General features: G+C 68.0%; 21 protein-coding genes, 1 pseudogene and 1 riboswitch. Of the genes and pseudogenes, 9 read left to right on the plus strand and 13 right to left on the minus strand.

Annotated elements, in window-relative coordinates; genetic code table 11:
* From AB0B96_RS36035 to metE, 3 genes and pseudogenes are all read left to right on the plus strand, one after another.
* Window positions 1-621: pseudogene (locus tag AB0B96_RS36035) on the plus strand (ketopantoate reductase); the annotation flags it as partial.
* Between the two features lie 488 nt (window positions 622-1109).
* Window positions 1110-1712: a hypothetical protein gene (locus AB0B96_RS36040; RefSeq protein WP_362906121.1), complete on the plus strand. Its 603-nt coding sequence runs from the start codon at window positions 1110-1112 to the stop codon at window positions 1710-1712.
* A gap of 49 nt (window positions 1713-1761) precedes the next feature.
* A riboswitch (cobalamin riboswitch) is annotated at window positions 1762-1975 on the plus strand.
* 118 nt (window positions 1976-2093) lie between these two features.
* Entirely contained in the window at window positions 2094-4328 is a 2235-nt protein-coding gene (gene metE, locus AB0B96_RS36045; RefSeq protein ID WP_362906123.1) for a 5-methyltetrahydropteroyltriglutamate--homocysteine S-methyltransferase, read from the plus strand.
* Window positions 4329-4424: 96 nt separating this feature from the next.
* On the opposite strand, the gene AB0B96_RS36050 is transcribed toward metE, so the two are convergent.
* Both AB0B96_RS36050 and AB0B96_RS36055 read right to left on the minus strand, forming a co-directional pair.
* Window positions 4425-5186: a hemerythrin domain-containing protein gene (locus AB0B96_RS36050; protein ID WP_362906125.1), complete on the minus strand. Its 762-nt coding sequence runs from the start codon at window positions 5184-5186 to the stop codon at window positions 4425-4427.
* 292 nt (window positions 5187-5478) lie between these two features.
* Window positions 5479-6081: a superoxide dismutase gene (locus tag AB0B96_RS36055; RefSeq protein WP_362906127.1), complete on the minus strand. Its 603-nt coding sequence runs from the start codon at window positions 6079-6081 to the stop codon at window positions 5479-5481.
* A gap of 220 nt (window positions 6082-6301) precedes the next feature.
* On the opposite strand from AB0B96_RS36055, the gene AB0B96_RS36060 reads away from it, so the two are divergent.
* From AB0B96_RS36060 to AB0B96_RS36075, 4 genes are all read left to right on the plus strand, one after another.
* Complete coding sequence (locus tag AB0B96_RS36060; protein ID WP_362906129.1) at window positions 6302-7390, plus strand: ABC transporter substrate-binding protein; 1089 nt, start codon at window positions 6302-6304, stop codon at window positions 7388-7390.
* Between the two features lie 56 nt (window positions 7391-7446).
* Window positions 7447-8496 (plus strand): iron ABC transporter permease, encoded by a 1050-nt coding sequence (locus AB0B96_RS36065; RefSeq protein ID WP_362906131.1) that lies wholly within the window; start codon window positions 7447-7449, stop codon window positions 8494-8496.
* A complete protein-coding gene (locus tag AB0B96_RS36070) occupies window positions 8493-9236 on the plus strand; it encodes an ABC transporter ATP-binding protein (protein WP_362906133.1) in 744 nt (247 codons plus the stop codon). The genes AB0B96_RS36065 and AB0B96_RS36070 overlap by 4 nt, the downstream gene beginning before the upstream one ends.
* A 133-nt stretch (window positions 9237-9369) precedes the next feature.
* Window positions 9370-10137, plus strand: coding sequence for a class I SAM-dependent methyltransferase (locus AB0B96_RS36075; protein WP_362906135.1), 768 nt, complete (start codon window positions 9370-9372; stop codon window positions 10135-10137).
* A 350-nt stretch (window positions 10138-10487) separates the two neighbouring features.
* Here the strand turns inward: AB0B96_RS36075 and AB0B96_RS36080 are convergent, their stop codons facing one another.
* From AB0B96_RS36080 to AB0B96_RS36115, 8 genes are all read right to left on the minus strand, one after another.
* Window positions 10488-11657, minus strand: coding sequence for a zinc-dependent alcohol dehydrogenase (locus AB0B96_RS36080; protein ID WP_362906137.1), 1170 nt, complete (start codon window positions 11655-11657; stop codon window positions 10488-10490).
* Window positions 11654-12547: an SRPBCC family protein gene (locus AB0B96_RS36085; RefSeq protein WP_362906139.1), complete on the minus strand. Its 894-nt coding sequence runs from the start codon at window positions 12545-12547 to the stop codon at window positions 11654-11656. Before AB0B96_RS36085 ends, AB0B96_RS36080 begins: the two co-directional genes overlap by 4 nt.
* A gap of 370 nt (window positions 12548-12917) precedes the next feature.
* Window positions 12918-13388 carry an ester cyclase gene (locus AB0B96_RS36090; protein ID WP_362906141.1) on the minus strand — a complete coding sequence of 157 codons (471 nt, stop codon included), beginning with the start codon at window positions 13386-13388 and terminating at the stop codon, window positions 12918-12920.
* 125 nt (window positions 13389-13513) lie between these two features.
* A complete protein-coding gene (locus AB0B96_RS36095; RefSeq protein WP_362906143.1) occupies window positions 13514-14665 on the minus strand; it encodes a glutathione-independent formaldehyde dehydrogenase in 1152 nt (383 codons plus the stop codon).
* A gap of 204 nt (window positions 14666-14869) precedes the next feature.
* Window positions 14870-15319, minus strand: coding sequence for a DUF1931 family protein (locus AB0B96_RS36100; protein WP_362906145.1), 450 nt, complete (start codon window positions 15317-15319; stop codon window positions 14870-14872).
* 27 nt (window positions 15320-15346) lie between these two features.
* The gene (locus tag AB0B96_RS36105; RefSeq protein ID WP_362906147.1) at window positions 15347-17017 is read right to left on the minus strand and encodes an FAD-dependent oxidoreductase; all 1671 of its coding nucleotides are present in this window, start codon (window positions 17015-17017) and stop codon (window positions 15347-15349) included.
* Window positions 17001-17444 carry a thioredoxin gene (gene trxA / locus AB0B96_RS36110; protein ID WP_362906149.1) on the minus strand — a complete coding sequence of 148 codons (444 nt, stop codon included), beginning with the start codon at window positions 17442-17444 and terminating at the stop codon, window positions 17001-17003. Before trxA ends, AB0B96_RS36105 begins: the two co-directional genes overlap by 17 nt.
* 491 nt (window positions 17445-17935) lie before the next feature.
* A complete protein-coding gene (locus tag AB0B96_RS36115) occupies window positions 17936-18520 on the minus strand; it encodes a TetR/AcrR family transcriptional regulator (RefSeq protein ID WP_362906151.1) in 585 nt (194 codons plus the stop codon).
* A gap of 131 nt (window positions 18521-18651) precedes the next feature.
* Here AB0B96_RS36115 and AB0B96_RS36120 point away from each other — a divergent pair, with 131 nt between their 5' ends.
* A complete protein-coding gene (locus AB0B96_RS36120) occupies window positions 18652-19125 on the plus strand; it encodes a nuclear transport factor 2 family protein (protein WP_350949921.1) in 474 nt (157 codons plus the stop codon).
* 257 nt (window positions 19126-19382) lie between these two features.
* On the opposite strand, the gene AB0B96_RS36125 is transcribed toward AB0B96_RS36120, so the two are convergent.
* The 3 genes from AB0B96_RS36125 to AB0B96_RS36135 form a co-directional block, all read right to left on the minus strand.
* Complete coding sequence (locus tag AB0B96_RS36125; protein ID WP_362906153.1) at window positions 19383-20132, minus strand: Tn3 family transposase; 750 nt, start codon at window positions 20130-20132, stop codon at window positions 19383-19385.
* A complete protein-coding gene (locus tag AB0B96_RS36130; RefSeq protein ID WP_362906236.1) occupies window positions 20086-21075 on the minus strand; it encodes a DUF4158 domain-containing protein in 990 nt (329 codons plus the stop codon). Before AB0B96_RS36130 ends, AB0B96_RS36125 begins: the two co-directional genes overlap by 47 nt.
* A 315-nt stretch (window positions 21076-21390) precedes the next feature.
* Entirely contained in the window at window positions 21391-23349 is a 1959-nt protein-coding gene (locus tag AB0B96_RS36135) for a tetratricopeptide repeat protein (protein ID WP_362906155.1), read from the minus strand.
* A gap of 406 nt (window positions 23350-23755) precedes the next feature.
* Here AB0B96_RS36135 and AB0B96_RS36140 point away from each other — a divergent pair, with 406 nt between their 5' ends.
* Window positions 23756-24643 carry a hypothetical protein gene (locus tag AB0B96_RS36140; RefSeq protein WP_362906157.1) on the plus strand — a complete coding sequence of 296 codons (888 nt, stop codon included), beginning with the start codon at window positions 23756-23758 and terminating at the stop codon, window positions 24641-24643.
* Window positions 24644-24836 lie beyond the last annotated feature (193 nt).

Here is a 24836-nt window from a genome sequence, read left to right on the forward strand (position 1 = left end):
GAGCCGCTGACCGCGATCGGCGACCTCCCCTCCGAGCAGGTCGCCTGGGGCTTTCCCGGCTCCGGCGGCGGCTTCGGCGCGGACGGCGTCCTCCGTGGGACGTTGCTGCCGTCGGTCGTCTTCGGCACCCTCGGCCCGCCCCCGACCGACCGGGAGCGGGCCGTACGCCAGGCGTTTCGCGAGGCCGGACTCCGGTTCAGGGAACAATCCGATTTCCGCGGCTGGTTGTGGATCCATTTCGTGTTCGACGCGGGCCTGCACTCCCAAAGCCTGAGACTGGGCTCGTTGTCCAAGCTGATAGGGGCGACGGACGACCTGCGCGAGGCGCTGCTGGCCATCCGCGAGCTTCTGCCGCTCCTCCAGGCGCGCGGTGTCGACCTGCGACGTCACCGCGGTGTGCTGTCGTTGCGTGCGCCCACCTGGCTGACGGCCCCCGTGCTCGCCTGGCTGACCGCTCATGTCGCGCTCGCGCGCGTGAATTTCGCGGCGCACTCCGATCCCGACGCCGAGGAGCCACGTGAGGTCTGCCGGGACACCCTGGCCGAAGCACGACGGTTGGGCATCTCGGTACCGCGACTGGAAGCGGCGGAACCACACTTCGCCCGCGAGATGACGGACTGAGTGAACGGCCACCTATAACAACGGAGTACGGGCAACCGGCCGCGCTTCACTTCGGCAGGCAACCGGGGCGACCAGGACACGGACCGGCATCGGCACCAGGCCGGCTCCGCAACGGCGAGAGCCCGGTCACAACCGTCCTCCGCCCGCGTAACGGCGCCGGACCGTGCCTTCCGGAGTGCGCCAGGAGACCCAAGTTATTTGACGAACGGACTTCGCCGTACCGGGAGCGCCTGGATGAACCCTTCAGGGCGGCGGAGCGTCCCTTAGGTGTGAAGAAATTGCTTTTGACCATTGCGATGCTTGCGTCGTTGTGCGCCTGCGGCCAGTCCGGTGCCGGTCCGGCACTCACTGTGGCCGGAAGCGAGACGATCGTGTTGCCGCGGGCCGATCAGCCCAAAGCGCATCGGCCCACCCTGGAGCGGCTCAAGCGAGAGGCGGCGTCGTCGGGTCGGCCTTTGGAGGAGGTTGTCAAGCGGTACGCGACCCGGATGGCTGCTACCTCGTCGCCCAAGCCGACGGACTTCGAGGGTTACGACCCCGCGGTGACCGACCCGGGCGTGACGATCGACGGCATTCCCTACGCCGAGTTGGTCGACCTTGGGACCATCGCCAGATCGGAGGGCATCTCCTACGAGGAGGCCATCGACCGCTTCGGTTCGCAGTCGTCCAACAGTCAGGTGATCGACAAACTTAATACGGAGTTTCCCGACGAGATCTCCGGCGTCAGGTACGTCGACGACCAGCGAGGGCTGCGCGTCGGCTTCAAGGGGCCCATTCCGACTCGCGCGATCGAGTTGGCCAGGACCCTCCCCGTGGAGGTCACCCTGATCGGCGGCAAGGGATTCTCGGCCGCGGAGCTTCGGCAGGCCCAGGACACGGTCGTGTCCTGGCTCCAATCCCGTCCTGAGGTGGCCACGATGACGACGCACCCAGATGACGAGACCGGCCACGTCAAGGTCACAGTTCAGCCGAAGGTGATGCCGGACGATGCGGAGGAGTTCAAACGTGGGCTTCAGCTCCCGCAAGTGGACAATCCGCACATCACCATCGAGGTCACGCTCTCCGCCGAGTCGGTCGCCGTTCGCCCGTAGTGAGCCACCGACGCGCACACGACTGGGCCCGAACGGTGGCCGGGCCGTTAAGCTCTCCGGTGTGGATGGTTCGCCCGTCTCCTTCGGGGGGCGAGCGTCGTAAGAGGGAACCCGGTGTGAATCCGGGACTGCCCCGCAGCGGTAAGCAGGAACGACCGCCGTCACAAGCACTGGGCGCGTGCCTGGGAAGCGACGGCCAGTAGGTCATGCCTCAGGCATGGTGCCCGCGAGTCCGAAGACCTGCCTCCGCCCGCGTGCCGCTCGGCGCGCGGTGGTCCGCGGCCTCGTGGGAGGGCCTGGGACGCGCTCGCCGGGGTCCTGCTCCGCGTTGCGTTTCTCTCTCCTGCCTGGCCGCATACTGGCGAGACGAGGGAAGTTGCCATGAGGACGACCGTTTTGGGCTACCCGCGCATCGGCGCGCATCGGGAGCTCAAATTCGCCACCGAGGATTTCTGGGCCGGCACGATCGGCGCCGACGAGCTGGAGGCGGCCGCCGCGTCGCTGCGCGGCTCGGTCTGGACCGAGCTGCGTGACGCGGGCCTTGATGCGATCCCGTCGAACACGTTCTCGTTCTACGACCAGGTGCTCGACACCACGGTCATGATCGACGCCGTGCCCGCGCGTTACCGCGACCTCACCGGGCTCGACCGGTACTTCGCGATGGCGCGAGGCACCGCCGAGCTTCCGCCCCTGGAGATGACCAAATGGTTTGACACCAACTACCACTACATCGTCCCCGAGATGGCGTTGGACACCCGGTTCCAGCTCGCCGGAGGCTCGGCCGCCAAGCCCGTGGCCGAGTATCTAGAGGCCAGGAAGCTCGGCATCGAGACGCGGCCCGTGCTCGTCGGCCCGCTCACCTATCTTCTGCTGGCCAAGGCCGCGCCGAACTCACCTGAGGGATTCACCCCGCTCGACCTGCTGGACTCCCTGGTGGAGACCTACGCCGAGTTGCTGGAACGGCTGGCGGGCGCGGGCGCGCAATGGGTGCAGTTCGACGAGCCTGTCCTGGCCCGCGACCTCGGGGCCCGGGAGATCGAAGCGCTCGGGCGGGCCTACCGGCGGCTTGGCGGCCTGCCCAGCCGTCCGAAGATTCTGCTCGCCACGTACTTCGGCGCCGTCGGCGCGCAGGCGCTACGGATGGTCGCCTCCACCGAGGTCGAGGCGATCGGGCTCGACTTCGTCGCCGGACCCGGCAACCTGGAGGCGGTGGCCTCGGTCGGCGGGCTGGCCCGCAAGACCTTGGTCGCCGGCGTGGTCGATGGCAGGAACGTGTGGCGCACCGACCCCGCGCGGGTGAAGTCGACGTACGCGGTGCTGCTCGGGTTGGCCGACACGGTGGAGCTGAGCAGTTCCTGTTCACTGCTGCACGTTCCGGTCGACCTCGACAGCGAGACGGCACTGGACCCGGCGGTCCGGGCGCGGCTGGCGTTCGCCCGGCAGAAGGTCGCCGAGCTGGTCGGTCTCGCCGCCGATCTACGTTCCGAGAACCCGTCGGCCGTGAAACCCCCCGCCGTACCGGCCGATCCCGACGTCCGGGCCCGGTTGGAGGCTCTTGGTGACGTGCGGCGAGCCGATCGAGCGGTCCGGTTCGCGGCGCAGCGGGCCAAGCTGGGATTGCCCGAGCTGGCCACGACGACGATCGGCTCGTTCCCGCAGACCGCGGAGATCCGCAAAGCCCGCGCCGATCACAGGGCGGGACGGATCGACGAGAACGCCTACGTCGAGGCGATGCGCGCCGAGATCGCTCGCGTGATCACGCTTCAGGAGGAGCTCGGCCTGGACGTTCTCGTCCACGGCGAGCCCGAGCGCAACGACATGGTCCAGTACTTCGCCGAGCGACTCGACGGCTACGCCGCCACCGACCACGGCTGGGTTCAGTCGTACGGTTCCCGCTGTGTGCGCCCGCCGATCCTGCACGGCGACGTCTCCCGCCCCGAGCCGATGACGGTGGAGTGGGCCTCCTACGCCCAGTCGCTCACGTCCAAGCCGGTCAAGGGTATGCTCACCGGGCCGGTGACGATGCTGGCCTGGTCGTTCGTCCGCGACGACCAGCCCTTGGCGCAGACCGCCCGCCAGGTCGCCCTCGCGCTACGCGACGAGATCACGGATCTGGAGGCCACCGGGATCGGGATCGTCCAGGTGGACGAGCCGGCGCTGCGCGAGCTCCTGCCGCTCCGCAAGGACGACCAGGATGTCTATCTGGCCTGGGCGATCGGGGCGTTCCGGCTGGCCACCTCCGGCGCCGCCGACTCCACCCAGATCCACACCCACATGTGTTACTCGGAGTTCGGCGAGATCATCAGCCCGATCGCCGACCTGGACGCCGACGTCACCAGCGTCGAGGCCGCCCGCTCCCACATGGAACTGTTGCCCTACCTGACCGAGGTCGGCTACGCCAACGGCATCGGCCCCGGCGTCTACGACATCCACTCACCGCGCGTCCCGACCACCGAGGAGATCGAAAACAACCTGCGCAACGCCCTCCAGGCCGTTTCGGCCGACCGTCTGTGGGTCAACCCCGACTGCGGGCTGAAGACCCGCGGCTACCCCGAGACGCGAACCGCCCTGGCCAACATGGTCGCCGCCGCCCGAGCTATCCGAGCGGATCTCTGATCAGTGCCGCTTCCCGGCCCGAAGCCCTGCTTCGGGCCGGCGTTCAGGAAGCTTCCTGGCCACACACCGCATGATCGCGTTCAAGTCATCGACAGCTCACCCCCGGGGAGTGAACTGGGCCAGGTCGTAGATGCCGAGGCTCTTCTCGATGTCGGCCACCTGGTTGACGACACCTGCGAAGCCGGCCGTACCGAAACGGCGGTGTTCCTCATCTTCGAAGATCTCGCCCAACTCGGCGAACTGCTTGGCGGAGACGACTTCGCGCAGGGCGGGGAAGACGACGGTGTCCTCGCGCGCCTCGTGCGGTTCGTACATGCGGATGAAGACGGCCATGTCGGCGACCAGGGCGCGGCGGGTCTGGGCGGACGGCGTCGCGACGCCGGTCGTGCCGGTGGCGTTCAGGATGCGGCCGGTCACCGTGCGTCCGCGCCGATGTTGCTGGAGCAGCACCGTGACGGTGCCGGTGAGCTTGCCGGCCTTGACCAGCGGCGGGAAGACGTACTTCTCTTCCAGGCGCTCGTGGTACTCCTCGATGAAGGAGCGGATGAGGCCCGCCGATGCGTGCAGCGCCTGGGCCGGTACGACCTGGCCGCTGTCGATGCGCCGGATCCCGTCCCGGTAGATGAGCAGGATGCGCTTGAGCACGCCGTGCTCGCGCATCAGATCCTCAGGTGGGGTAACGGGTTCGATCTGCCCGGCCGGGGTGGAAGGCGTCGGCGAGGTGGCGTAGGAGACGTTGGTGGTATGCGTCCCGCAAGCCGTCAGCGCCGATCCGCAGACCACCACGAGCGGCAGGCCGAGCAACTCGCGCCGGTGCACAGGTGGCCTGTCGGCGCACGTCTGGTCGTCCCGTCCCACCGGCCGCATCCCGAGCCCTCAGTTCATCTGCCGCATGCCCGCGCATCACGGGCATGCCCGGGTTCAGACGATCCGATACGACGAATCGGGTAATGCCTGATCAAGGTCCCAATCAGGGGACGATCTGCCAGGGGCGCATCGTCTCGGTGTTCTCGTGGCCCCCATGACGCTCCCAGGAAACCGGGTGATGACGTGGGAGGCGACTATCTGGATGTGCAGGGGGCGGCGCCCGGCCGTCCGGTTGGACCATTCGCCAAGGAAGGACGGACGGTCGGGCGCCGCGGTCATGGGGTCAGGCGCCCTTGGCCGCGTCGAAGCGGGCGATGACGTCGTTCCAGTTGATCAGCGACCACAGCTGCTCGACGTAGTCGGGGCGCACGTTGCGGTACTGCAGGTAGTAGGCGTGCTCCCAGGCGTCGAAGACCAGCAGCGGGGTGGTGTTCACACCGACGTTGCCGTGGTGGTCGTACACCTGCTCCACCACCAGGCGTCGGCTCAGCGGTTCCCAGGCCAGGATGCCCCAGCCCGATCCCTGCACGGTGGCGGTGGCGGTGGTGAGCTGCTTCTGGAAGGCCTCGAAGGAGCCGAAGTGCTCGGTGATCGCCTCGCCGAGCGCTCCGTCGGGACGGTCGCCGCCGTCGGGGGAGAGGTTCTGCCAGAAGATCGAGTGCAGCACGTGCCCGGACAGGTTGAAGGCGAAGGTCTTCTCCAGCCCGACCAGGCCGCCGAACTCGCTCTTGTCGCGCGCCTCGGCCAGCCTCTCCAGGGTGTCGTTCGCGCCCTTGACGTAGGCGGCGTGGTGCTTGGCGTGGTGCAACTCCAGGATCTCCCCGGTGATCGCGGGCTCCAGCGCCGCGTAGTCGTAGGGCATGTCCGGAAGGGTGTATCGGCCCACAGTGATCTCCTTGCTGCGCCAGACCTTATCGCGATTAGTTCGCAACAACAATAACTATGCAACTACTTACGGCATGTGCCGTGTGCTCCACCTCGCACGGGAGGCCCCCTCCGGCCATCGCCAACCTGATGCGGCTTGCTGGCAATTGCAACTTATGTGCAGAATGTGGTGCTTTGATGCACAACGATCGTTTGATCTCGAACCTCCGGAGACTCACCACATGAGCCGCCCGCCCCGCATCACCCCGACCATCTGGCGGCGACGCGCCACCGAAGGCGGTACCCCGATCATGAGAAGACTGCTCGTCCTGGCAGTCGCTCTGACGCTGACCGCCTGCTCACCGGCTCCCGCCACTCAGGGGACCGGCCAGAAGGCCGAACAGGCGGCGGCGCCGCAGGCCGGTTTCCCGGTCACGGTGGAGAACTGCGGGCGCGAGCTCACGTTCGACAAGCCGCCCGCCAAGGTGGTGACCGGCTACCACCCCTCTCTGGAGACTCTGTTCGCGCTCGGTCTGGGCGATCAGGTCGCCGGGCGCACGAACTTTTCCGAGAGCCCGTTCCTGCCGGGGCAGCAGGAGCAGTACGCCAAGATCCCGGAGATCTCCGGCACGATCATGCTGCCGCAAAAAGAGGTCATGCTCTCCCAGGGCGCGGACTTCGTCCTGGACAACGCGATGGCCGGCTTCGACGCCGCCGGTGGTTACGCCACCGTGGAGGAGCTGGACGCGGCCGGCTCTCCGGTGTACATCCTGGGCGGCTGGTGCAGCCCCGAGGAGGTGCTCGAGTTCACCATCGACGACACCTACGCCGACCTGCGCAATCTCGGCGCCATCTTCGGTGTCCCCGACCGCGCCGACGCGCTGATCGCCGAACTTCAGGGCAGGCTCGCCGATGTCACGAAGCGCGTCGCCGACCGCAGCCCGGTCAAGGTGCTGGCCACCGACGGCGGCAAGGGGCCGGTCAACGCCTACGGCGGCTCGGGCATCACCCACCAGATGATCACCGCCGCCGGTGGGACGAACGTGCTGGCCGACGTCAAGGGCGACTACACCGAGGTCAGCGCGGAGAAGGTCAGCGCCGCCCAGCCCGAGGCCGTCCTGATCAGCGACTACTCCACCCTGCGCGGCGAGGACATGCCGAGCTCGCCGGCCAAGGCCGCCGAGGCCTTCGCCATCGCCAAGAACAGTCCCGCCGCCAAGGAGCAGCGCTACCTCGCGCTTCCGGTGGCGGCCCAGCACCCCGGTTATCGCAACATCCTGGCCATCGCCGACATCGCCCGTTTCCTGCACCCCGACGCCTTCACCCGGTGACCGGCGCGACCCGGCAGAGCCCGGCACAGACCGGGATCGTGCCGAAGAGGCGCCGCGTGAGCGGGTTTCTCCTGCTCATCGCCGTGCTCGCCGTCGCCGTCGTCGTCTCGACCTGGCTGGCGGTGAGCATCGGCGCGGTGCACGTCGCGCTGCCCCAAGCCTGGGGCATCGTCGCCGACCGTCTCCTGCCCGGCGTCCTGACTGATGGGGGAGCGCGCACCTGGACCCCGGTGCAGGAGCAGATCGTGTGGGAGTTCCGGCTGCCACGCGCGCTGCTGGCACTCCTGGTCGGGGCCGGGCTCTCTGTGGTCGGCGCGGTGCTGCAGGCCCTGGTACGCAACCCGCTGGCCGACCCGTTCCTGCTCGGTATCTCCTCCGGCGCCTCGTTCGGCGCGGTGCTCGTGCTGATCCTGGGCGCCTCGGCGCTGGGCGGGCTGTCACTGTCGGCTGCGGCCTTCGCCGGATCCCTGCTCTCGCTCGCCCTGGTGTACACGCTGGTGCAGCGGTCCGGCCGCCTGTCCCCGTCCCGGCTCGTGCTGGCCGGGGTGGCGCTGGCCTACCTGTTCCAGGCCGCCTACAGCTTCGTCCTGCAGCTGGCCCAGAGCGGCCGGGCCGCACAGCAGGTGCTGTTCTGGCTGATGGGGAGCCTCGGCGGCGCCCGCTGGCACATGCTGCCGCTGCCGGCCGTCGTCCTCGCCGCCGGGGTGACGTACCTGCTGCTGCAGCACCGTCCGCTGAACGCGCTCGCCGCCGGAGAGGAGACGGCCGTCTCGCTCGGCGTGAACGTGCACCGCTTCCGCCTGATTCTGTTCGTGCTGACCTCGCTGCTGGTCGGTGTGCTGGTGGCCACCAGCGGCGCGATCGCGTTCGTCGGCCTGATCGTGCCGCACGCCGCCCGGCTGCTGGTGGGCGCCGACCACCGCCGCGTGTTGCCCGTCAGTGCCCTGCTCGGAGCGGTGTTCCTGCAGTTCGTGGACATCGCCGCGCGCACCGTCAACGCGCCGCAGGAACTGGCGCTCAGTATCGTCACCGCCCTGTTCGGCGTGCCGTTCTTCCTGTGGCTGCTGCGCCGCCGCTCCGTGGACCGGGCGGTGAGCGTCACATGAGGCTCGATCTGCGCGGTGTGTCCGTCACACTGGACGGTCACCCGATCGTGCACGAGGCCGACCTGGTGGTGGACGACGGCGAGTTCGTCGGCCTGGTCGGGCCGAACGGTTGCGGCAAGTCCACCCTGCTGCGTTCGATCTACCGGGCGCTGCGTCCCGCCGCCGGGCTCATCACCGTCGACGGTGACGACGTGCACCGGCTGCCCGCCCGCCAGGCCGCCCGTCGCACCGCCGTGGTCGCCCAGGAGACCCCGTCCGACCTCGACTTCACGGTGGCCGAGATCGTCTTCATGGGCCGCACCCCCTACAGGGCCGACGCCGCCGGCGACGAGGAGCTGTGCGCGCGGGCGCTGGAGCGCGTCGGCCTGGCTGGCGCCACCGAGCGGATCTTCGCCACCCTGTCCGGTGGGGAGAAACAACGCGTCCTGCTCGCCCGCGCCCTGGCCCAGCAGACCCGCCTGCTGTTGCTGGACGAGCCCACCTCCCACCTCGACATCCGCCACCAGCTGGAGATCCTGCATCTGGTGCGCGAGCTGGGCATCGCCACCCTCGCCGTGCTGCACGACCTCAACCAGGCCGCCGCGTTCTGTGGCCGCCTCTACGTGATGAACGCCGGCCGCATCGTGGCCGGCGGGCCGCCCGAGCAGGTTCTCACCCCGGACCTGATCTGTCAGGTGTACGGCGTGCGCGCCGTACACCGAACCCAGCTCGTCTTCGAGCGGCTCAAGGAGGAGCGGTGATTCCCTGACCGCCGCCCCTGTCGCCGTTCATCCGGGTGGCGCCGCGGGTCCTTGCCGCCGTCCAGCACGGCCATCTACGTGGGACTCTCCAGCAACATCGCTTGAGCGCCGTCGGGGGACTATCGTGCTCAGCGTGTCCGATCGCGCGCTGAGCTTCGGAATGATGGCGCAAGCCTACGAACGGTTCCGCCCGGGATATCCCGAGGAGCTTTTCGACACGGTAGCGGCGTACGCCGCCCGGCCGTTGAGGACCGCCCTCGAAATCGGTGCCGGCACGGGCAAGGCGACCCGCCTGTTCGCCGAGCGAGGAGTCGCGGTGACCGCGACCGAGCCCGATGAGGCCATGCTCACCGAGCTGCGCAAGCACGTGCCGGCACATGTCAGGACCGTGCGAGCCGCGTTCGAGGATCTGCGGCCGGGGGAGAGGTACGACCTGGTCTACGCGGCCGCGGCATTGCATTGGACGAGCCCGGAGGATCGGTGGTCACGGATGGCTTCGCTGGTGGAGCCGGGCGGGGTGGTCGCCTCGTTCGGCGGGCCGATCGAGCCAGCCGACCCGGCTGTGGCGCGCACCGTCCGCGCGGCACGAGCACCGTTCCTGGCGAGAGATGATGTCCCGTCCCCGGATGGGACACCTCCGGAGGCGGAGATGCAGTGGCCGGGCACCGAGCTTCGACGGTCTGAGTGGTTCACCGATGTCCGGCAAGCCGTGATCGAACGCCGCTTCACGTTGACCGCCGACGATTACATCGGCCATCTCTCGACCGTCTCGGCCTATCTCGTCCTGCCGGAGGCGGAGCGCGAGCAGGTGTTTCACCAGATCAGGAGGGTTCTGCCGGAGACGCTCCAAATCACCGCCGACGTCACCGTTCACCTCGCACGCCGCCGCTACGATCCGTAGCCGGAGTCTGAGGTGATCGGCTGGAAAGGGCTCGCCGGTGACGTCGATCGAACGGACCGCCTCCCCCGCAGTTCAAGCGCCTGACCTCGACGTGGGTGCTGAATGGGTTCTTCACCCCAACGGCCGAGGAGATCGACTGGGCCAAGGAGCGCGCCGGCTCCGGGGTGTCGCTGGCCCTGAAGTGCTTTCAGAAGATGGAGCGTTCCCTTCCCGGCAGGAGATTTCCGAGGCTGACCATGATCGGTTCTACCGCTGATTTCTGCATCCAGACTCCTCGAAGGCCTGCCTGGCGGAGCGGCGAGCCACCGCGGAGATCGAGTGGAACCGGCTCTGGGCCGCGAAGGCCGGCGTTATGGAGTGAGGACCACCTTGTTGCACTCGTCCTGCTTGTTCTTGAACAGCTCGAACGCGTGCGGCGCCTCGCTGAGCGGCATCCGGTGCGAGATGACGAAGCTCGGATCGATCTCGCCTCCGCGGATCCGCTGCAGCAGTGGCTCCGTGTAGCGCTGCACGTGGCACTGGCCGGTGCGGATGGTCAGCGACCGGTTCATGACGGTGCCCATCGGGAACTTGTCCACGAATCCGCCGTAGACGCCGATGACGGACACCACGCCGCCGTTGCGGCAGGCCATGATGGCCTCGCGCAGCACGTACGGGCGCTCGGTCTCCAGCCGGGCGGCCTGCTTGGTGCGGTCGTAGGCGTACATGGCCGGAGTCGGATGGTGGGCCTCCATGCCGACGGCGTCGATGCAGGCGTCCGGGCCGCGCCCGCCGGTCATGTCGCGCAGCGCGTCCAGCACGTTCACCTCCTCGTAGTTGAGGACCTCGGCGCCGGTCCGCTGGACCCGCCTGAGCCGGTACGGGAAGCGGTCGATGACGATGACCCGGTCGGCGCCGAGCAGGAACGCGCTGGCCGCGGCTAACTGCCCGACCGGCCCCGCGCCCCAGATCGCGATCGTCTGGCCCGGCTTGATGTCGCACATCTCCGCTCCCATGAAGCCGGTGGGGAAGATGTCCGACAGGAACAGCACCTTCTCGTCCGGCAGGTCGTCCTCGACCTTGATGGGACCGACGTCGGCGAACGGGACGCGCACGTACTCGGCCTGCCCGCCGGGGAAGCCGCCCAGCATGTGGGAGTAGCCGAAGATGCCGGCGGGCGCGTGGCCCATCAGCTTCTCGGCGATCCCGGCGTTGGGGTTGGAGTTCTCGCACACGGAGTAGAGGCCCTCTTCGCAGGCGAAGCAGGCGCCGCAGGCGATCGGGAACGGCACTACGACGCGGTCGCCGACGTGCAGGTCACGCACGCCGGAACCGACCTCGACGACCTCGCCCATGAACTCGTGGCCGAGCACGTCCCCCTTCTTGACGGTCGGGATGTAGCCGTCCACGAGGTGCAGGTCGGAGCCGCAGATCGCGGTGGAGGTGACGCGGACGATCGCGTCGCGCGCGTTGAGGATCTGCGGGTCGGGAACGTCTTGGATCTCCAGGCGGTTGCGGCCCATCCACACGTTGGCTTTCATGCCCGTCCTCCGATCGGTTGTGCGGGACGCTGGTGGAGCCGGCGCAGGGTGCGGTGGCCCTCGGGGCTGCCCTCGGAGCGGACCACCTCGCCGGTCTCCATGACCTGCTTGAAGCGGCGCAGGTCGTCGCGGACCTGCTGCTCGGGGTGCTCGCCGAACATCCGGGCGAGGGCGGCGGCGAGCTTGTGGCCGGGCGCGCCGTACTCCAGCGAGACGTCCACGACGGTGCCGCGCCCACCGGGGCCGTCGCTGAAGCTGACCAGGCCGGCGGTGGAGACGCCGGTGCCGGGCACCGACCGCCAGGCGATCAGGTCGTCGGCCCGCTCGTCGATGATTTCGGCCTCCCACTCCAGGTCGACGATCGGGCCCTTGGCCTTCCAGCGGGAGCGGCGCTGGTTGATGGTGCGCACCGAGTCCAGGTGCACCATGAAGGAGGGCAGGTTTTCCAGGTCCCGCCAGAAGCGGTAGACCTCCTCGCGTGGCTTGTTGATGGTGATGGAGGCGCGCACCTGCAGCGGGCCCTTGGCCTTGGCGGTGCCGCCCCGGGCGCAGGCGACGTCGATGGCGGTGATCCCGGCGACCGCGCCGAGCGCGGCCAGCACGCGGATGCGGCGGGCGCCCGTGCGGTTGGCGGCGGCCTTGCCGAGGACGCCGAGATCCATCGTGTCGCCGGCGACCCTGGTCCACGCCCATTGGGCGGGATTCTTGGTGCCGAGCAGCAGCGCGGCGTGCAGGAGCTCGCGCCCGCCGACGAGCCTGGCGACGGTCGTGGCCTCGGGCGCGTCGTCGACGCCGCACAGGCGGGTCACGGCCCGTGGCGCCGCCAGTTGCGCCGCGCCCAGCGCGAGGCTGGTCCACCCGAGCGCACGGGCGAATTTGTTGATCATCATGCCCCCTAACACAGGTTGCGGTGGTATGTGCGCACGCCGCAGGCGGCCCCGATCTGCCGACGCCCCCGCGTCTATCGTCTCCTTCCCTCGACAAAACCGACGACACCGGCAGATTCGGGCACGAAAGGTGCACATCGCCTGGATGTCCGTCCACGACGGGTTTCGCATCCCGCGCCGAACCTGCTAGCGGCCGAACAACGCCAGGCGGTTGCTGCGCGTCGCCGACCGTCGCGCTGCCCAGCGGCGGCACACTCGCCGCGTCGAGGAGCGTTCTGATCCGCGATGACGGGAGTTGTCGCAGATCAGAACAGGTTCGGCGGCTGGTGACACGTTGGTTGACGGCCCCCCGAACGGCGGCGACATCGAATGCTCAGTCGCCGGGCGACGGCCGTCCCTGGCCGACGGATGATGAGCGATCGGCGAAGACGAGTTCGCCACCCAGCTGACTGTACAGCTCCAGCTGGTCGTAGTAGATCCGGTGAGAGAGGATCTTGTCGTTGCCGACGGAGCAGGTGCTGGTGCCGCGAACGGCGACGGGACGGCCGGTTCCGTCCAGCACACCCCCGCGGGGCAGCATGAAGGGCCCGTTATGCGTGCCGGTGAGCATCCATTCGGTCACCACGGGATCGGCGCAGAACACCGTGTGCCAGACCGTCATGCGCAGGTCCGGAAACCCTTTGAAGACCTCCTCGTAGAACGAGGCGATCTGGTCGTGTCCTTCCGCGACGCCCTCCGGAGTCACCAGGACCCCGTCCTGGCTGTGGCACTGAAGGACACGATCCAGATCGTGGGCGTTGAATGCCTCGAACAGCTTGTCCTTGAGCGCGCGAGCGTCGCCCATGGTCATCACCCCTTCGACGGGAACCCTTCCGGCGACGGACGCGTCATCACGGTGGCCGGCCTTCGCTCGGGACCGGCCGCCGTGGTGGCGTGCGCACTCGCGGCGGCCGGTCCGGACGCCGTGTATCAGTTGAGCTTGCCGGGATGGAGGACGACCTTGGTCCAGCCGAGATCCCTCCGGTCGAAGTGCTCGTAGGCGTCCGGCGCGTCGTCCAGGTTCAGTTCGTGCGAGACGACCCAGGACGGGCGGGCCTTTCCTTCGTGGATGAGTGTCATGAGCGCCCGGTTGTAGCGCTTCACGTTGCACTGACCGTTGCCGATCATCTGGCCCTTGAACCAGAACATGCCGTAGTCGAAGGCGATCTCGCCCTGCTTGAAGAGATCGTCCGGGCTGCCCGGGTCCGACGGGATGAAGACACCGACGACGCCGATGGTCCCGGTGAACTTGACCGATCTGACGAGGTTGTTGAGCGTCATGTTGGGATGCTCGTGCCCCTGTGGGTCGTGTGCCTGGTAGCCCACGCACTCACAGCCCCGATCGGCTCCCCGGCCCTGGGTGAGCTCCATGATCTGATCGACCGGCGGCGCCTGGGAGTCGTCGATCGCGATCGCGCCGATCTCCTTGGCCTTGGCGAGCCGGTCGGGGTGGCGGTCGACGACCATCACCTTGCTCGCGCTCTTGAGCGTGGCGGAGTAGGCGGCCATCAGCCCGACGGGCCCCGCTCCGTAGATCACGACCGAGTCGCCCGCCTCCACCTGGGCGAGTTGAGTCGCGTGCCAGCCGGTCGGCCAGATGTCGGCGAGCATCACGTAGTCGTTCTGCTTCTCCTTCGCGTCGCCCGGGAGGACGAGGCAGTTGAAGTCGCCGTACGGCACGCGCAACAACTCGGCCTGGCCGCCGTTGTAGGGCCCCATGTCCGCGAAGCCGTAGGCCGCCCCGGCCATGCCCGGCTCGGGATTGGTGGTGAGGCAGTAGGCCGTCAGGCCCTTTTCGCAGTTCATACAGAAGCCGCAGGAGATGTTGAACGGGATGCAGACCACGTCGCCGACGCGGACGTGGTCGACGGCCGATCCGACCTCGACCACTTCGCCAAGGTTTTCGTGACCGAGGACGCGGCCTGTCTCGAAGTCCGTCCGGCCTTCGTACATGTGCAGGTCCGACCCGCAGATGTTGGTCGCGGTGATGCGAACCAGGACATCGGTGGGCCGCTCTATGCGCGCGTCCGGGACTTCCTCGACGCTTACCTGTCGAGGTCCGTTGTACACGATTGCTCTCATGATTTCCTCGCATGCGGTTGATCGCGAAGGATCGCCTTACCCGTCGGCGACGGGGCGAGAGGTTCTACGCCGTACAGCAGGTCAACGTTTCGTTCCTCCTTCCTCGCTCGCCGCGGCCGTGCCGCGGGAAGGGGCCGGCGCTGAACTCACCGGGCGTCCGGGGCGGGCCGTTCCGGGCTGATCGCCGAGGCCGTCCCGGCCGCCTCAGAGCAGCAGATCGAAGACACGTGTCGTGCGCTCCCACTGCTCGGTCGCGGGGTTCTTCACGTCCGGATCCACGATCTTGAAAGCCTGAGCCAGTGCCACCGACAGGCCGCCGACGATCTCGGGCAGGCGGCCGACGGTCTCCTCACCGATCGACAGGTCGAGCGGAGGCAGTGCGGCGAGCTGCTCCAGGATGGGTTTCAGCTCGATGTCCTCATCGAGGAGGCGGAACCGGTGAATGCTCTCCTGGAGGCCTTTGGTGACGGGTAGATCCCAGGGTTCGACGATGTCGCGACGGTTCGCCTTGGCGTGGGCCTGGCCGATCACCAGAAGGTCGTAGAGCTTGTCGTTCACGAAGTCGCCGTAGCGCCGGAGGTCGTCCTTGTCGACATCGACACCTGCGGCACTGCGGAAGAAACGTTCGAATCTCGGCACCGCCATGACAGCCATGGAGGTCTCCTTCCTTCCGGCCCGGAGTCACTCTCCGGCCTGGAGGTAGTCGTGGATCAGCCGTACGGCCATGGCGCCTTCACCGACCGCCGCGGCCACCCGCTTGATCGACCCGCTCCGCACATCCCCGGCCGCGAACACGCCCGCCCTGCTCGTTTCCAGCGGAAACGGCCGGCCGGCGGAGTCGGGCGTGCCTTCCTTGCCGGACCGGGTGGCGTCCGCGCCCGTCAGGATGTAGCCCCGCGGGTCGAGCGCGATCTCGTCGGCCAGCCAGGCGGTGTACGGCTCCGCGCCGATGAAGATGAACATCGCGCGGGCCTCGATCGTGGAACGCTCGCCGGTGACGTTGTTCTCGGCGACGACCGCGGCGAGCCTCTCTTCTCCCATCAGCTCCCGGACCTCGGTGTTCAGCATGACCTGGATCTGGGGGTGCCGTTCGATCTCGACGGCCAGGTAGCGGGACATGTTCGCAGACAGCGCGTCCTCGCGCACGAGCAGCCGGACGCAGGCGGCGTGCCGGGCCAGGAAGAGGGCGGCCTGGCCGGCCGAGTTGCCTCCGCCCACGATGACGATCGGATCTTGCTCGCACATCTGGGCTTCGAACATGGTCGCCGCGTAGTAGACGCTCGTGGGCTCGAACCTTTCCAGATTCTGGACATCGAGCCTCCGGTAGCGGACGCCGGTCGCGACGATCAGGGTCCGCGCGTGGATCGTGCCGCCCTCCCCGACGGTGACGATGTGATCGCCCGCGTCCAGGCGCAGTCCGCACGCCTGTGCGGGGACGCAGAAACCCGCGCCGAACTTGCCGGCCTGGATCGCCGCACGCTCCGCCAGTTCACCGCCGGAGATCCCGGAGGGGAAACCGAGGTAGTTCTCGATCCGCGAGGAGGTGCCCGCCTGGCCACCCGTCGCGACATCGTCCAGGACCATCGTCGCGAGACCCTCCGACGCCCCGTAGACCGCCGCCGCCAGCCCGGCCGGCCCGGCCCCGATGACGAGCAGGTCGCATCGGGTCTCCTGCACCCGTGGTGCGAGGAGCCCGACCGCCCGGGCCAGCTCCGCGTTGCTCGGGTTGCGAAGCACCCTCTCGCCACCCCAGATCACGACCGGGGTCTCCTGCGGGGTGACGCCCATGCTCCGCAGGAACCGCTCCGCCTCCTCGTCCTGCTCCAGGTCGATCCACCGGTGCGGCAGCCGGTTGCGTGCCGCGAACTCCCGCAGCCGCCGGGAGTCTGCCGAGAAGCGGGAGCCGATGATGCGGAAGCCCGCCCCCAGTCCGATGAGCATCGTGCGGCGGATGAGGTATGCGCGCAGGATGAGGTCGCCGAGTGCCGGATCCCCGGCGACCAGGTGGCGGAGCGCGTCCGCCGGCACGGCGAGAACCTCACCGTCCTCGGCCACCACACCGGTGACGAAGCCCACCTGGCCGGTGAGCACGTTGAGCTCTCCCAGGAACCGGCCAGCCCCGTGGACACCGATCACCTGGTCGTCCGCTCCGAATCCCTCGACCGTCGCCACCTTGCCGGCCAGGATCGCGAAGAACTCGGTGCACGGAAGACCCTCCGCGTACAGGACCTCGTCCTGACGGACGCGGCGCCGCTCGCCGTGCGGAGCCAGCGCCTGGAGTTGCGCGTCGCTCAGCCGCGGGTAGGCCCCCTGTGGGTCCGGCGTCTCGCAAAGCTCAGGCGGCCAGCGCATCGTCCACCCATTCACGGAGGACTGGAGCCGGCGCCGCGCCTGATCGCCGGGTGAGGACCCGGCCCTGATCGATCACGACAAGGGTCGGGATGGCCTGTACGGTGAAGCGCTCCGAGAGCCGGGGCGCTTCGTCCACGTTCACCTTCACCAGCTTCAGACGACCGGCAAGATCGGCCGCGACCTGTTCCAGCGCCGGGCTGACCATGTGGCACGGGCCACACCAAGGTGCCCAGAAGTCGACGACCACCGGGACCTTGGCCGCCTCGACGACCTCGCTGAAGTCGTCGTCCCCGGCCTCGGTGACCCAGGGAAGCGGCTGGTGGCAGTCGCCGCACCGCGGGATTCCCGAGGCGACCCTGGGCAGCCGGTTCTTCCGCCCGCATTTAGAGCATTGAACGACGCTCGCGTCCTTGGTCTGTGACCGCATGGTCAGACCTCCGGATTCCCCTACGTCATCGAGAGTGTGCCGCCGGTCGGTGCGACATGGATGACCGCCCCGTCGAGGGCGTCCCCGGCAACCGGTTCGCCGGTCCTGGCGGCCGCTCGGTGACGAGCCGCCGCTCAGCCTTCTCCACATCCCCAGGCTAGCTCCGCCGCCAAAGACGCTTTGCAGCACCCCCAACGCTGACCAGCGACTATCCCCGCGTGTGATCCCTTTTGACGTATTCGTGTGCCCTGAAAGTGAAGGAGAGTTCGACGTAGGCGAATGATCTGAAGGGCTCTCCGCTCGGGTCGATGCGACCAAGTGAAAAGTAGCTGTGTGTAGTTATGGTCACTGATGGTGACGGTCAGGGGCTGGCCGTTGTCGCTGCCCGTTGGTCGTGTTCGTGGACCATGAGGGTGACCGCGACCACGCGCGTAGTCGTCGTCGCTCACCCCGGCCGCGTTTCATGAATGTGTTTCACAGATCATGTCATTTCATCGCCGTAGTTCTGGGAGATCAGGGCCGAGATGCGTGTGCATCAGGAGGCACGCAGCGTCTCGTGCCTGGTGTGCGATTTCGGGTGTGCCGAAGATCGCTGCGGTGGTGATCGCTCCTTCGGCGAGGAGCGCGAGCTGATCGGCCAGTTTGGCGGGCCGCCCAGATGCCTTCACGAGCCGGGCGAGGTAGTCGTGGAAGGCCCTCTTGTGGTGCTGGGCCTGCTCGGCGACCTCGGGCGAGACCGCGCCCAGCTCGCCGAAGGAGTTGATGAAGGCGCATCCGCGGTAATCCGGCTCGCAGAACCACTTGTGCAGCCAGTCGAACACCGCGGCGATCCGCTCCTCGGGCGTCGGCTGCGCCTCGACGTAGTCGGCGAGAGCCCGCTGCCACCGTGAATCCCGCTGCTGCAGGAATTCCAGCACGAGCGCTTCCTTGGAGGGGAACAGCTGGTAGAGGCGCTTGAGAGACACTCCGGAGGCGTTGCGTACCGCATCCATCCCGACCGCCTGGATGCCCCGGCTGTAGAACAGCTCCTGGGCTGCGTCGAGCACCCGTTCCCGTGCCGCTTCCCGATCCACCATCTGTGCCCCCTTGTGCGGAGAACCAACGTTCTCTACTCTAGCAAGTAGTTGAGAGAACGAACGTTCTCCGATGTTTCCAGGGCTCACCGGACCTGCGGTGAGTCCCCAGAGTTCGAAGGAGTCGAGTCGACATGGCTGACACGACCCGCCCGCCGGTGCCACCGTTCACCCGGGAGACGGCCATCGAGAAGGTCCGATTGGCCGAGGACGCGTGGAACACCCGCGACCCACAGAAGGTGTCGCTGGGCTACACGGTGGACTCCCGCTGGCGCAACCGCTCGGAGTTCGCCACGGGCCGAGACGAGATCGTCGCGTTGCTGACCCGCAAGTGGAACACCGAGCTCGACTACCGGCTGATCAAGGAGCTGTGGGCCTACGACGGCAACCGCATCGCCGTGCGCTTCGCCTACGAGCACCGCGACGACGCCGGGAACTGGTACCGCTCCTACGGCAACGAGAACTGGGAATACGACGAGCACGGCCTGATGCACACCCGCCACGCCTCCATCAACACCCTCCCCATCGCCGAATCCGAGCGCAAGTACTTCTGGCCGCTGGGCCGCCGTCCCGACGACCACCCCGGCCTCAGCGATCTCGGCTTCTGAGGACGCCTTCTCGGCAACCACCGAAGGGAGTGGCCCATGCGAGACTGGAGTTGGCCCGGTTTGGCGGCTGGAGGTCGAGCACACCCGCACCGACGGACGGCAGAGCATCATCGTGCTGGACGCCGGCCTGGCGCGAGATCGACCACCTACGAACGGCTCTGCACCGACCGCATGCGCGACGGCGTCCAGCCCATCCCCGTCGAGGAGTACCGCAAGCACCGGGCAGGCCTGGACCTACCGCTGAACGCTCGTGGGCGTCAGGCCGCGCCCTGACCGTCGCCCTGGTCGTCGAGATCGAACAGCCCGAAGTTCACGAGCGTGGCGCCGTGGGTGTCGGTCGCGTGCTCGTGGATCGGCAGGTCGGTCTCGTTGCCGAGCAGCTCGTCCAGGGTGTGGTTGGCCTCGCGGGTGGTGGGGACGATCTGCTTGGTGCCATAGGTGGACCACTGGTCGGAGACATGGGTGTAGGTCGACAGGACCTTTCCCCCGTGGATGTTCATGTCACGGCCGGTCAACGACTTGCCGCGGATGGGGAAGCGCTGGCCGTCGGAGGAGGACATGGTGCCGCCGCCGAACTTCCCGGCCAGTTCCAGCTGGTAGTGGTGGTTGACCAGCACCGTGTTGGCCTCGCGCAGCGTCTCCTCCCGCACGTACCACTCCTGGGTCCAGGCGAGGGTGTCGTAGGAGACGCCGCAGGCCTCCGACATCCGGGTCAGTCCGAGGTTGGTGGCGCCTGCGATGAGCACCGCGAGGATGTTGCGGCGGGTCTCCACTGACAGGTTGATCTTCCGGCCGCCGGCATGGGTGAAGCAGTCCAGGAACTTCGTGCGGACGTCCAGCTCGATCAGCAGCGAGGCGATCGGCACGAACGGCAGCATCCCCGCCAGCTCTTCGCGCAGCGCCTTGGCCTCGGCGGGGATGTCCTCGGCCGACAGTGGCGGGATGACCAGCCGACCTTCCTCATCCAGGCGGACCGCGCCCACGTCGTTCGAAGCGGCACTCGCCAAGGTCTCCTCCAGTTCCTCCAACGCCTGGTGAAGTTCTTTCTTGACCTGGTCGATCGCCTCGGACGCGGTGGCGGGCTTGCGGACCAGCTGGCAGAACTCCGCCCGCTTGCCCTCCCACTGCTCCGGGGTGAACAGGTAGGTGCCCTGGGTCGGCGTACCGGCGCGAGCCGGGCACGAACACGTCCCCGGAGCGGAGCCCGTCTCGCAGGGCGAGTACCACGCACAGCTCGAGTCCGATCTGATCGCGCAGCAGACCGCCGACCTCCTCGTCCGCGATGCCCGGGTCGTTCAGCACCGGCAAGATCAAATCCATCAGCAGCTGGCGGGCTTCGCCCCTCTTGGCCCGCTCCGCCAGGGCCTCGTCCGTCTTGGCCTTCGCGTAGGACTCACGCGCCGACACCGCCTGGTCGAACAAGGCGATGACCTCGTCCAGCTGGTCGACCGCCGACTGCGCGACCAGCGAAAGCAAGATCGGGTAGCGGCGCTCGGCCCGCCGTTCCAAGCCCTGCACCGTGGACCGGCGGGCCACCGTGGCCAGGAAGCGGCGCCGCTCCCGCGGCAGCATCGACAAGTCCAACCGGTGAGCGTCCATCTCCCTCAGGTACAGCAGCTTGTCGACCGACACCCCGATCGCCGGGACACTCGCCTCCACCGCCGGCGTCGTCAGCCACCGCAGCCGGGACGTCCCGATCTCCGGATCATCCAGCAGCAAACCGTCCAGGCCGGCCCGCATGGATCGGGTCAGCAGATGCCCGACCTTCTGAGTGGTCAGCTTCCCCGCCGCCGCGCGGGCCGCAGTCACCAGCTCCATCAGCGTGACCACCCCGGGCCGCACCACCTGAGCGGCCTGCAGGTGCTCCACCGCCTGCTGAAACAGCAGACTCGGAGTGTCGTGCTCCATCGCCCGATCCAAAAGGAACTGCTCCAGCTCCTTCCACTGGATACTGCCCGGCTTGGGGTTCTTCCACTATCCGGGAACGACCGCAGACGCTCCAGCTGCTCATCCGACAGGAACCGCGTCGACATCAACCACCTCGTACGTCACAGAACACACGAACCATGACGAACCGTAGCCGAGAAGATCAACAACCATCCCAGAAGCCTGAGTAACCGCAGCTCAGAGGCCTATCCGTTGGATTTTCGCTGTTTACTGCGGGGACCTCTCCTAGAGCCGGAGCTCACTGAAGGGGGAAGTGTTGGCCGCCGATCGTCGCGGGGCCGATTGCGTGCAGGGAGCGCCTCGTGGCTCATTGGTCGTTCACCGTCTTTGCAACCATCGCCTCCACGCTGAGCGTCTGGCGTATTTCGCCCACTGGGCATGGTCGGCGCGGGCGGCCAGCGTGGTGGGGTGGTCAGGCCCCAGCAGCCGCTCGATCACCGGCCCCAGCACCGCCAGCTGGTCCCGGGCGTCGACGGTGTTGCCCATCTGACCTGTCAGGGAGGCGAAGAAGAAACGAGCAAGCAGCGTGGTGGGGTGCTCAGGGCCCAGAACGCGTTCGATCGTCGGCACCAGCACCGCCAACTGGTCCATCCCACCGGCCGCATCCCCCGCTCCGCTCATCCATATGGCCAAGTGGAAGCGACCGGTCAGCGTGGCCAGGTGCTCAGGACCCAGCACTCGCTTTAACACTGGTATCAACATCGTGAACTGGTACCGGGCGCCGGCCGCGTCTCCCGCCTCTCCCGTCCAGCGGGCCAGGCTGAAGCGGGCGCCCAAGGCGATGGGGTGCTCAAGACCCACGACCCGCTCGAGTATCGGTATCAGCGCCGCTGATCGATCCCGGGCGTCGGCCGCATCCCCTGCTTCTCCTACCCAGTCGGCCAGAGCACTGCGGATCTCCAGGGTGGTGGGGTGCTCAGGACCCCGTACGTGTTCGACCAGGGGGAGCACGGCCATGAACCGGTCCCGGGCGCCGGCTGGGTCGCCGCTTTCCCCGCTCCAGCGGGCAAGGCCGACGCGGGCGTTCACGGTGAAAGGGTGCTCGCCGCCCAAGGCGCGCTCCAGCACCGGCATCAGTGCCGTGAACCGGTCTCGGGCGCCGGCTGGGTCGCCGCTTTCTCCGCTCCAGCGGGCGAGGTTGATGCGGGCGTTCACGGTGATGAGGTGCTCGGCGCCCAAAGCTCGCTCCCCTACCGGTATCAGCGCCACGAACCGGTCCCGGATCTCAGCGGCCGGGGTTCCTGCTTCCCCCGCCCAGAAGGCGAGGTTGGCGCGGGCGTTCAGGGTGACCGAATGCTCACGGCCCAAGGCCCGTTCCAGTACTGGTACCAGCGCGGTGAACCGGTTTTGGGCCTCGGCGGCGTTTCCCGCTGATCCGGCCAGGCCGGCGAGGTTGGTGCGCACATCCAGCGTGGTGGGGTGGTCCGGCCCCAGCAGCCGTTCGGTCATCGGTTCCAGTTCCGTCAACCGATCCCGGGCCTCGGTGATGTCCCCCATCGCTCCGGCCAAGGTGGCCAGGTCGGCGTGAGCGGCCAAGGTGTCGGCGTGTTCGGGACCCAGCCTCTCGTGCATGACGGCGTGGCGCCGGCGTTGCAAGGACAGCGCGGTGCGGTACTGGCCCCTGTCGTGCAGGTACTCGATGACAGCACCCATGGCGTCAGAGTCAAGAGCAAGGGCGGCGCGGGCATGCGCCAGCAGGCTCGCATAGACCGGCCACGAGGAGGGCTGCCCAGAGTCAGAAGGGAGCGCTGCCCGCAGCAGGGCGGCCGCGGTGGCCTCGCAGGCGGCGCGCTCGTCCTCGGTCAGTCCTGCCACGATGACGGCTTGGACCTGGCGGTGCATTCTCACCAGCAGGCCATCCGGCGACCGGTCGATAACGCTGTAGGAGACCAGCAGGTCCAGCGCACCGTCCAGGGCGCTGTCTTCGGTGCTTTGGAACGCGGTCAGTACCGCGCGCGGCAGGTCCTCAGCCGCGTAGCAGGCCAGTACGCGCAGTACGCGGATCGCCAACGGGTCGGCGTGTTCGATCTGTGGGCAGGTCAGCGCCCACACCCGGGCCACCGCCCCGCCAGCTTCCGAGCTGCCCTCAGAAGTGGTGCGTAGCAGGCGTAGGTAGCCAGCCAGGTTCGCGTCGGGAGTGGTGGCGATGTAGGCGCTGGCCAGCCGAAGCGCCGGCGGTGATCCTTCCAGCTCCGCGGCCAGCCATCCGGCCTGCTCCTCGGCCACAGCACGATCAGGGCCAGCCGCGGCGCCGATCGTGGACAGCACCAGTTTCACCGCGTCCGCCGGGGACATAGAAGTCAGCACCCTCCAACCCTGTCGCCCACCGGCGATAGCCCACCACGATGACGCATATCCGTTACCTCACGCGCCCCAGCCGCCAGCGTGAACCGAGCTGATCGTGGTGGCCCGCTGCCTTACCGCCCGGAGCCAAGGCGACCTGCAACGTCACGCGTACCGGGGCCGACACATATCCGCGGCCGACCAGACGTCGGTGATGGGAGGCGGCCAATGGTTCGAAAAGTGTCGCTACGCGCCCCGTCGGCCATTAGGCGATTTCTGCACGAAACATCCCCAATCAATGCGGGATATCTCCACCAACGCCGACATCCTCCGCGATCTTGCTCTGCAAGAATGCCTTATTCCTCTCACACGGGGTGAGGGCGTCTTCAGGAGCATTCACGTGAAGCGCTTCATCGCCGGGCTTGTTGGGCTCGCCGGCGCCGCGACCGCCGTCGTAGCTCTGCCGGTCTCCTCTGCGACCGCACCCGCCCAGGCAGCCACGGTCTCCTTCGCCGCGGTCGATCCGGTGAACGCGCTCAAACGGCAGTTCCGCACCGGGCGCGGCGTGCGACTCATCGAGACCGTCCGTCTGGACTGGAAGAAAAACGCAACGACCATACGCCGCAAGGGCACGCTGCAGTTCGGCCCCTCCGGCGTCGTCGCCGTGGACGTCGTGCGGCGCGCCAGCAGCAGCCGACCCGTTGGCAAGGACAACTCCGTCTACGTACAGCACATGATCAACGTCGATGGGAAGCACTACTACTGCGACGTTATCCCGACCGACGCTCACCTTCCCGTCAGCAAGTCGTGGGTGCGCGCCAGTGTCGACAGACCCTTGCAGAAATGGGGCACCGTCTTTGGCGATCAGGAGATCAACGTGTTCGAACCGGCGACCTTGGCGCTCTTGCTGCGCGCCTCAACCCACCGTTTGCCCGACCAGGGCGGTATCCAGTACCGGGGCACGATCACCCCGGCCGAGCTCCGCACGGCTTCCCGCTCCTTCCGGGAGACGACCTCCTTCGGTTCGGACGGCAAGGAGAAGCCGGGGAAAATCACCTGGCGGCTTTGGGTGAACAACAAAGGGCTGGTGACCCGCCTGGTGACCCGCGACGCGTTCGCCGACCTGATCGATGACTATGCGAGCGACACCCGCTACAGCGACTGGGGAGCAAAGGTCACGATCACCGCTCCACCCGCCGACCAGATCATCGACGAAGACGACGTGGACTACTCCACCACGCGACAGACTCCACCCAACGCAGTGCTCGAACAGCCGCCGAGCAACTGATTGCCGGACGGCCCTCGTCCTCGTCCGTGGGAAGCGTCCATGGACGACCGCGCCACCGCGCCACCGCGCAGACGCGCGAGATCGTCTGTGGACGTGGATGATCGCGCAGTGGCGAGAGGATGGGAGCACGGTGTGTTTCTGGCGTATTCCGGCCTCCCCCGTATACGGGCATGGACGGTCAGGCGGTGACCTG

This window comes from Streptosporangium sp. NPDC049046, assembly GCF_040649155.1.
Lineage (GTDB): Bacteria > Actinomycetota > Actinomycetes > Streptosporangiales > Streptosporangiaceae > Streptosporangium.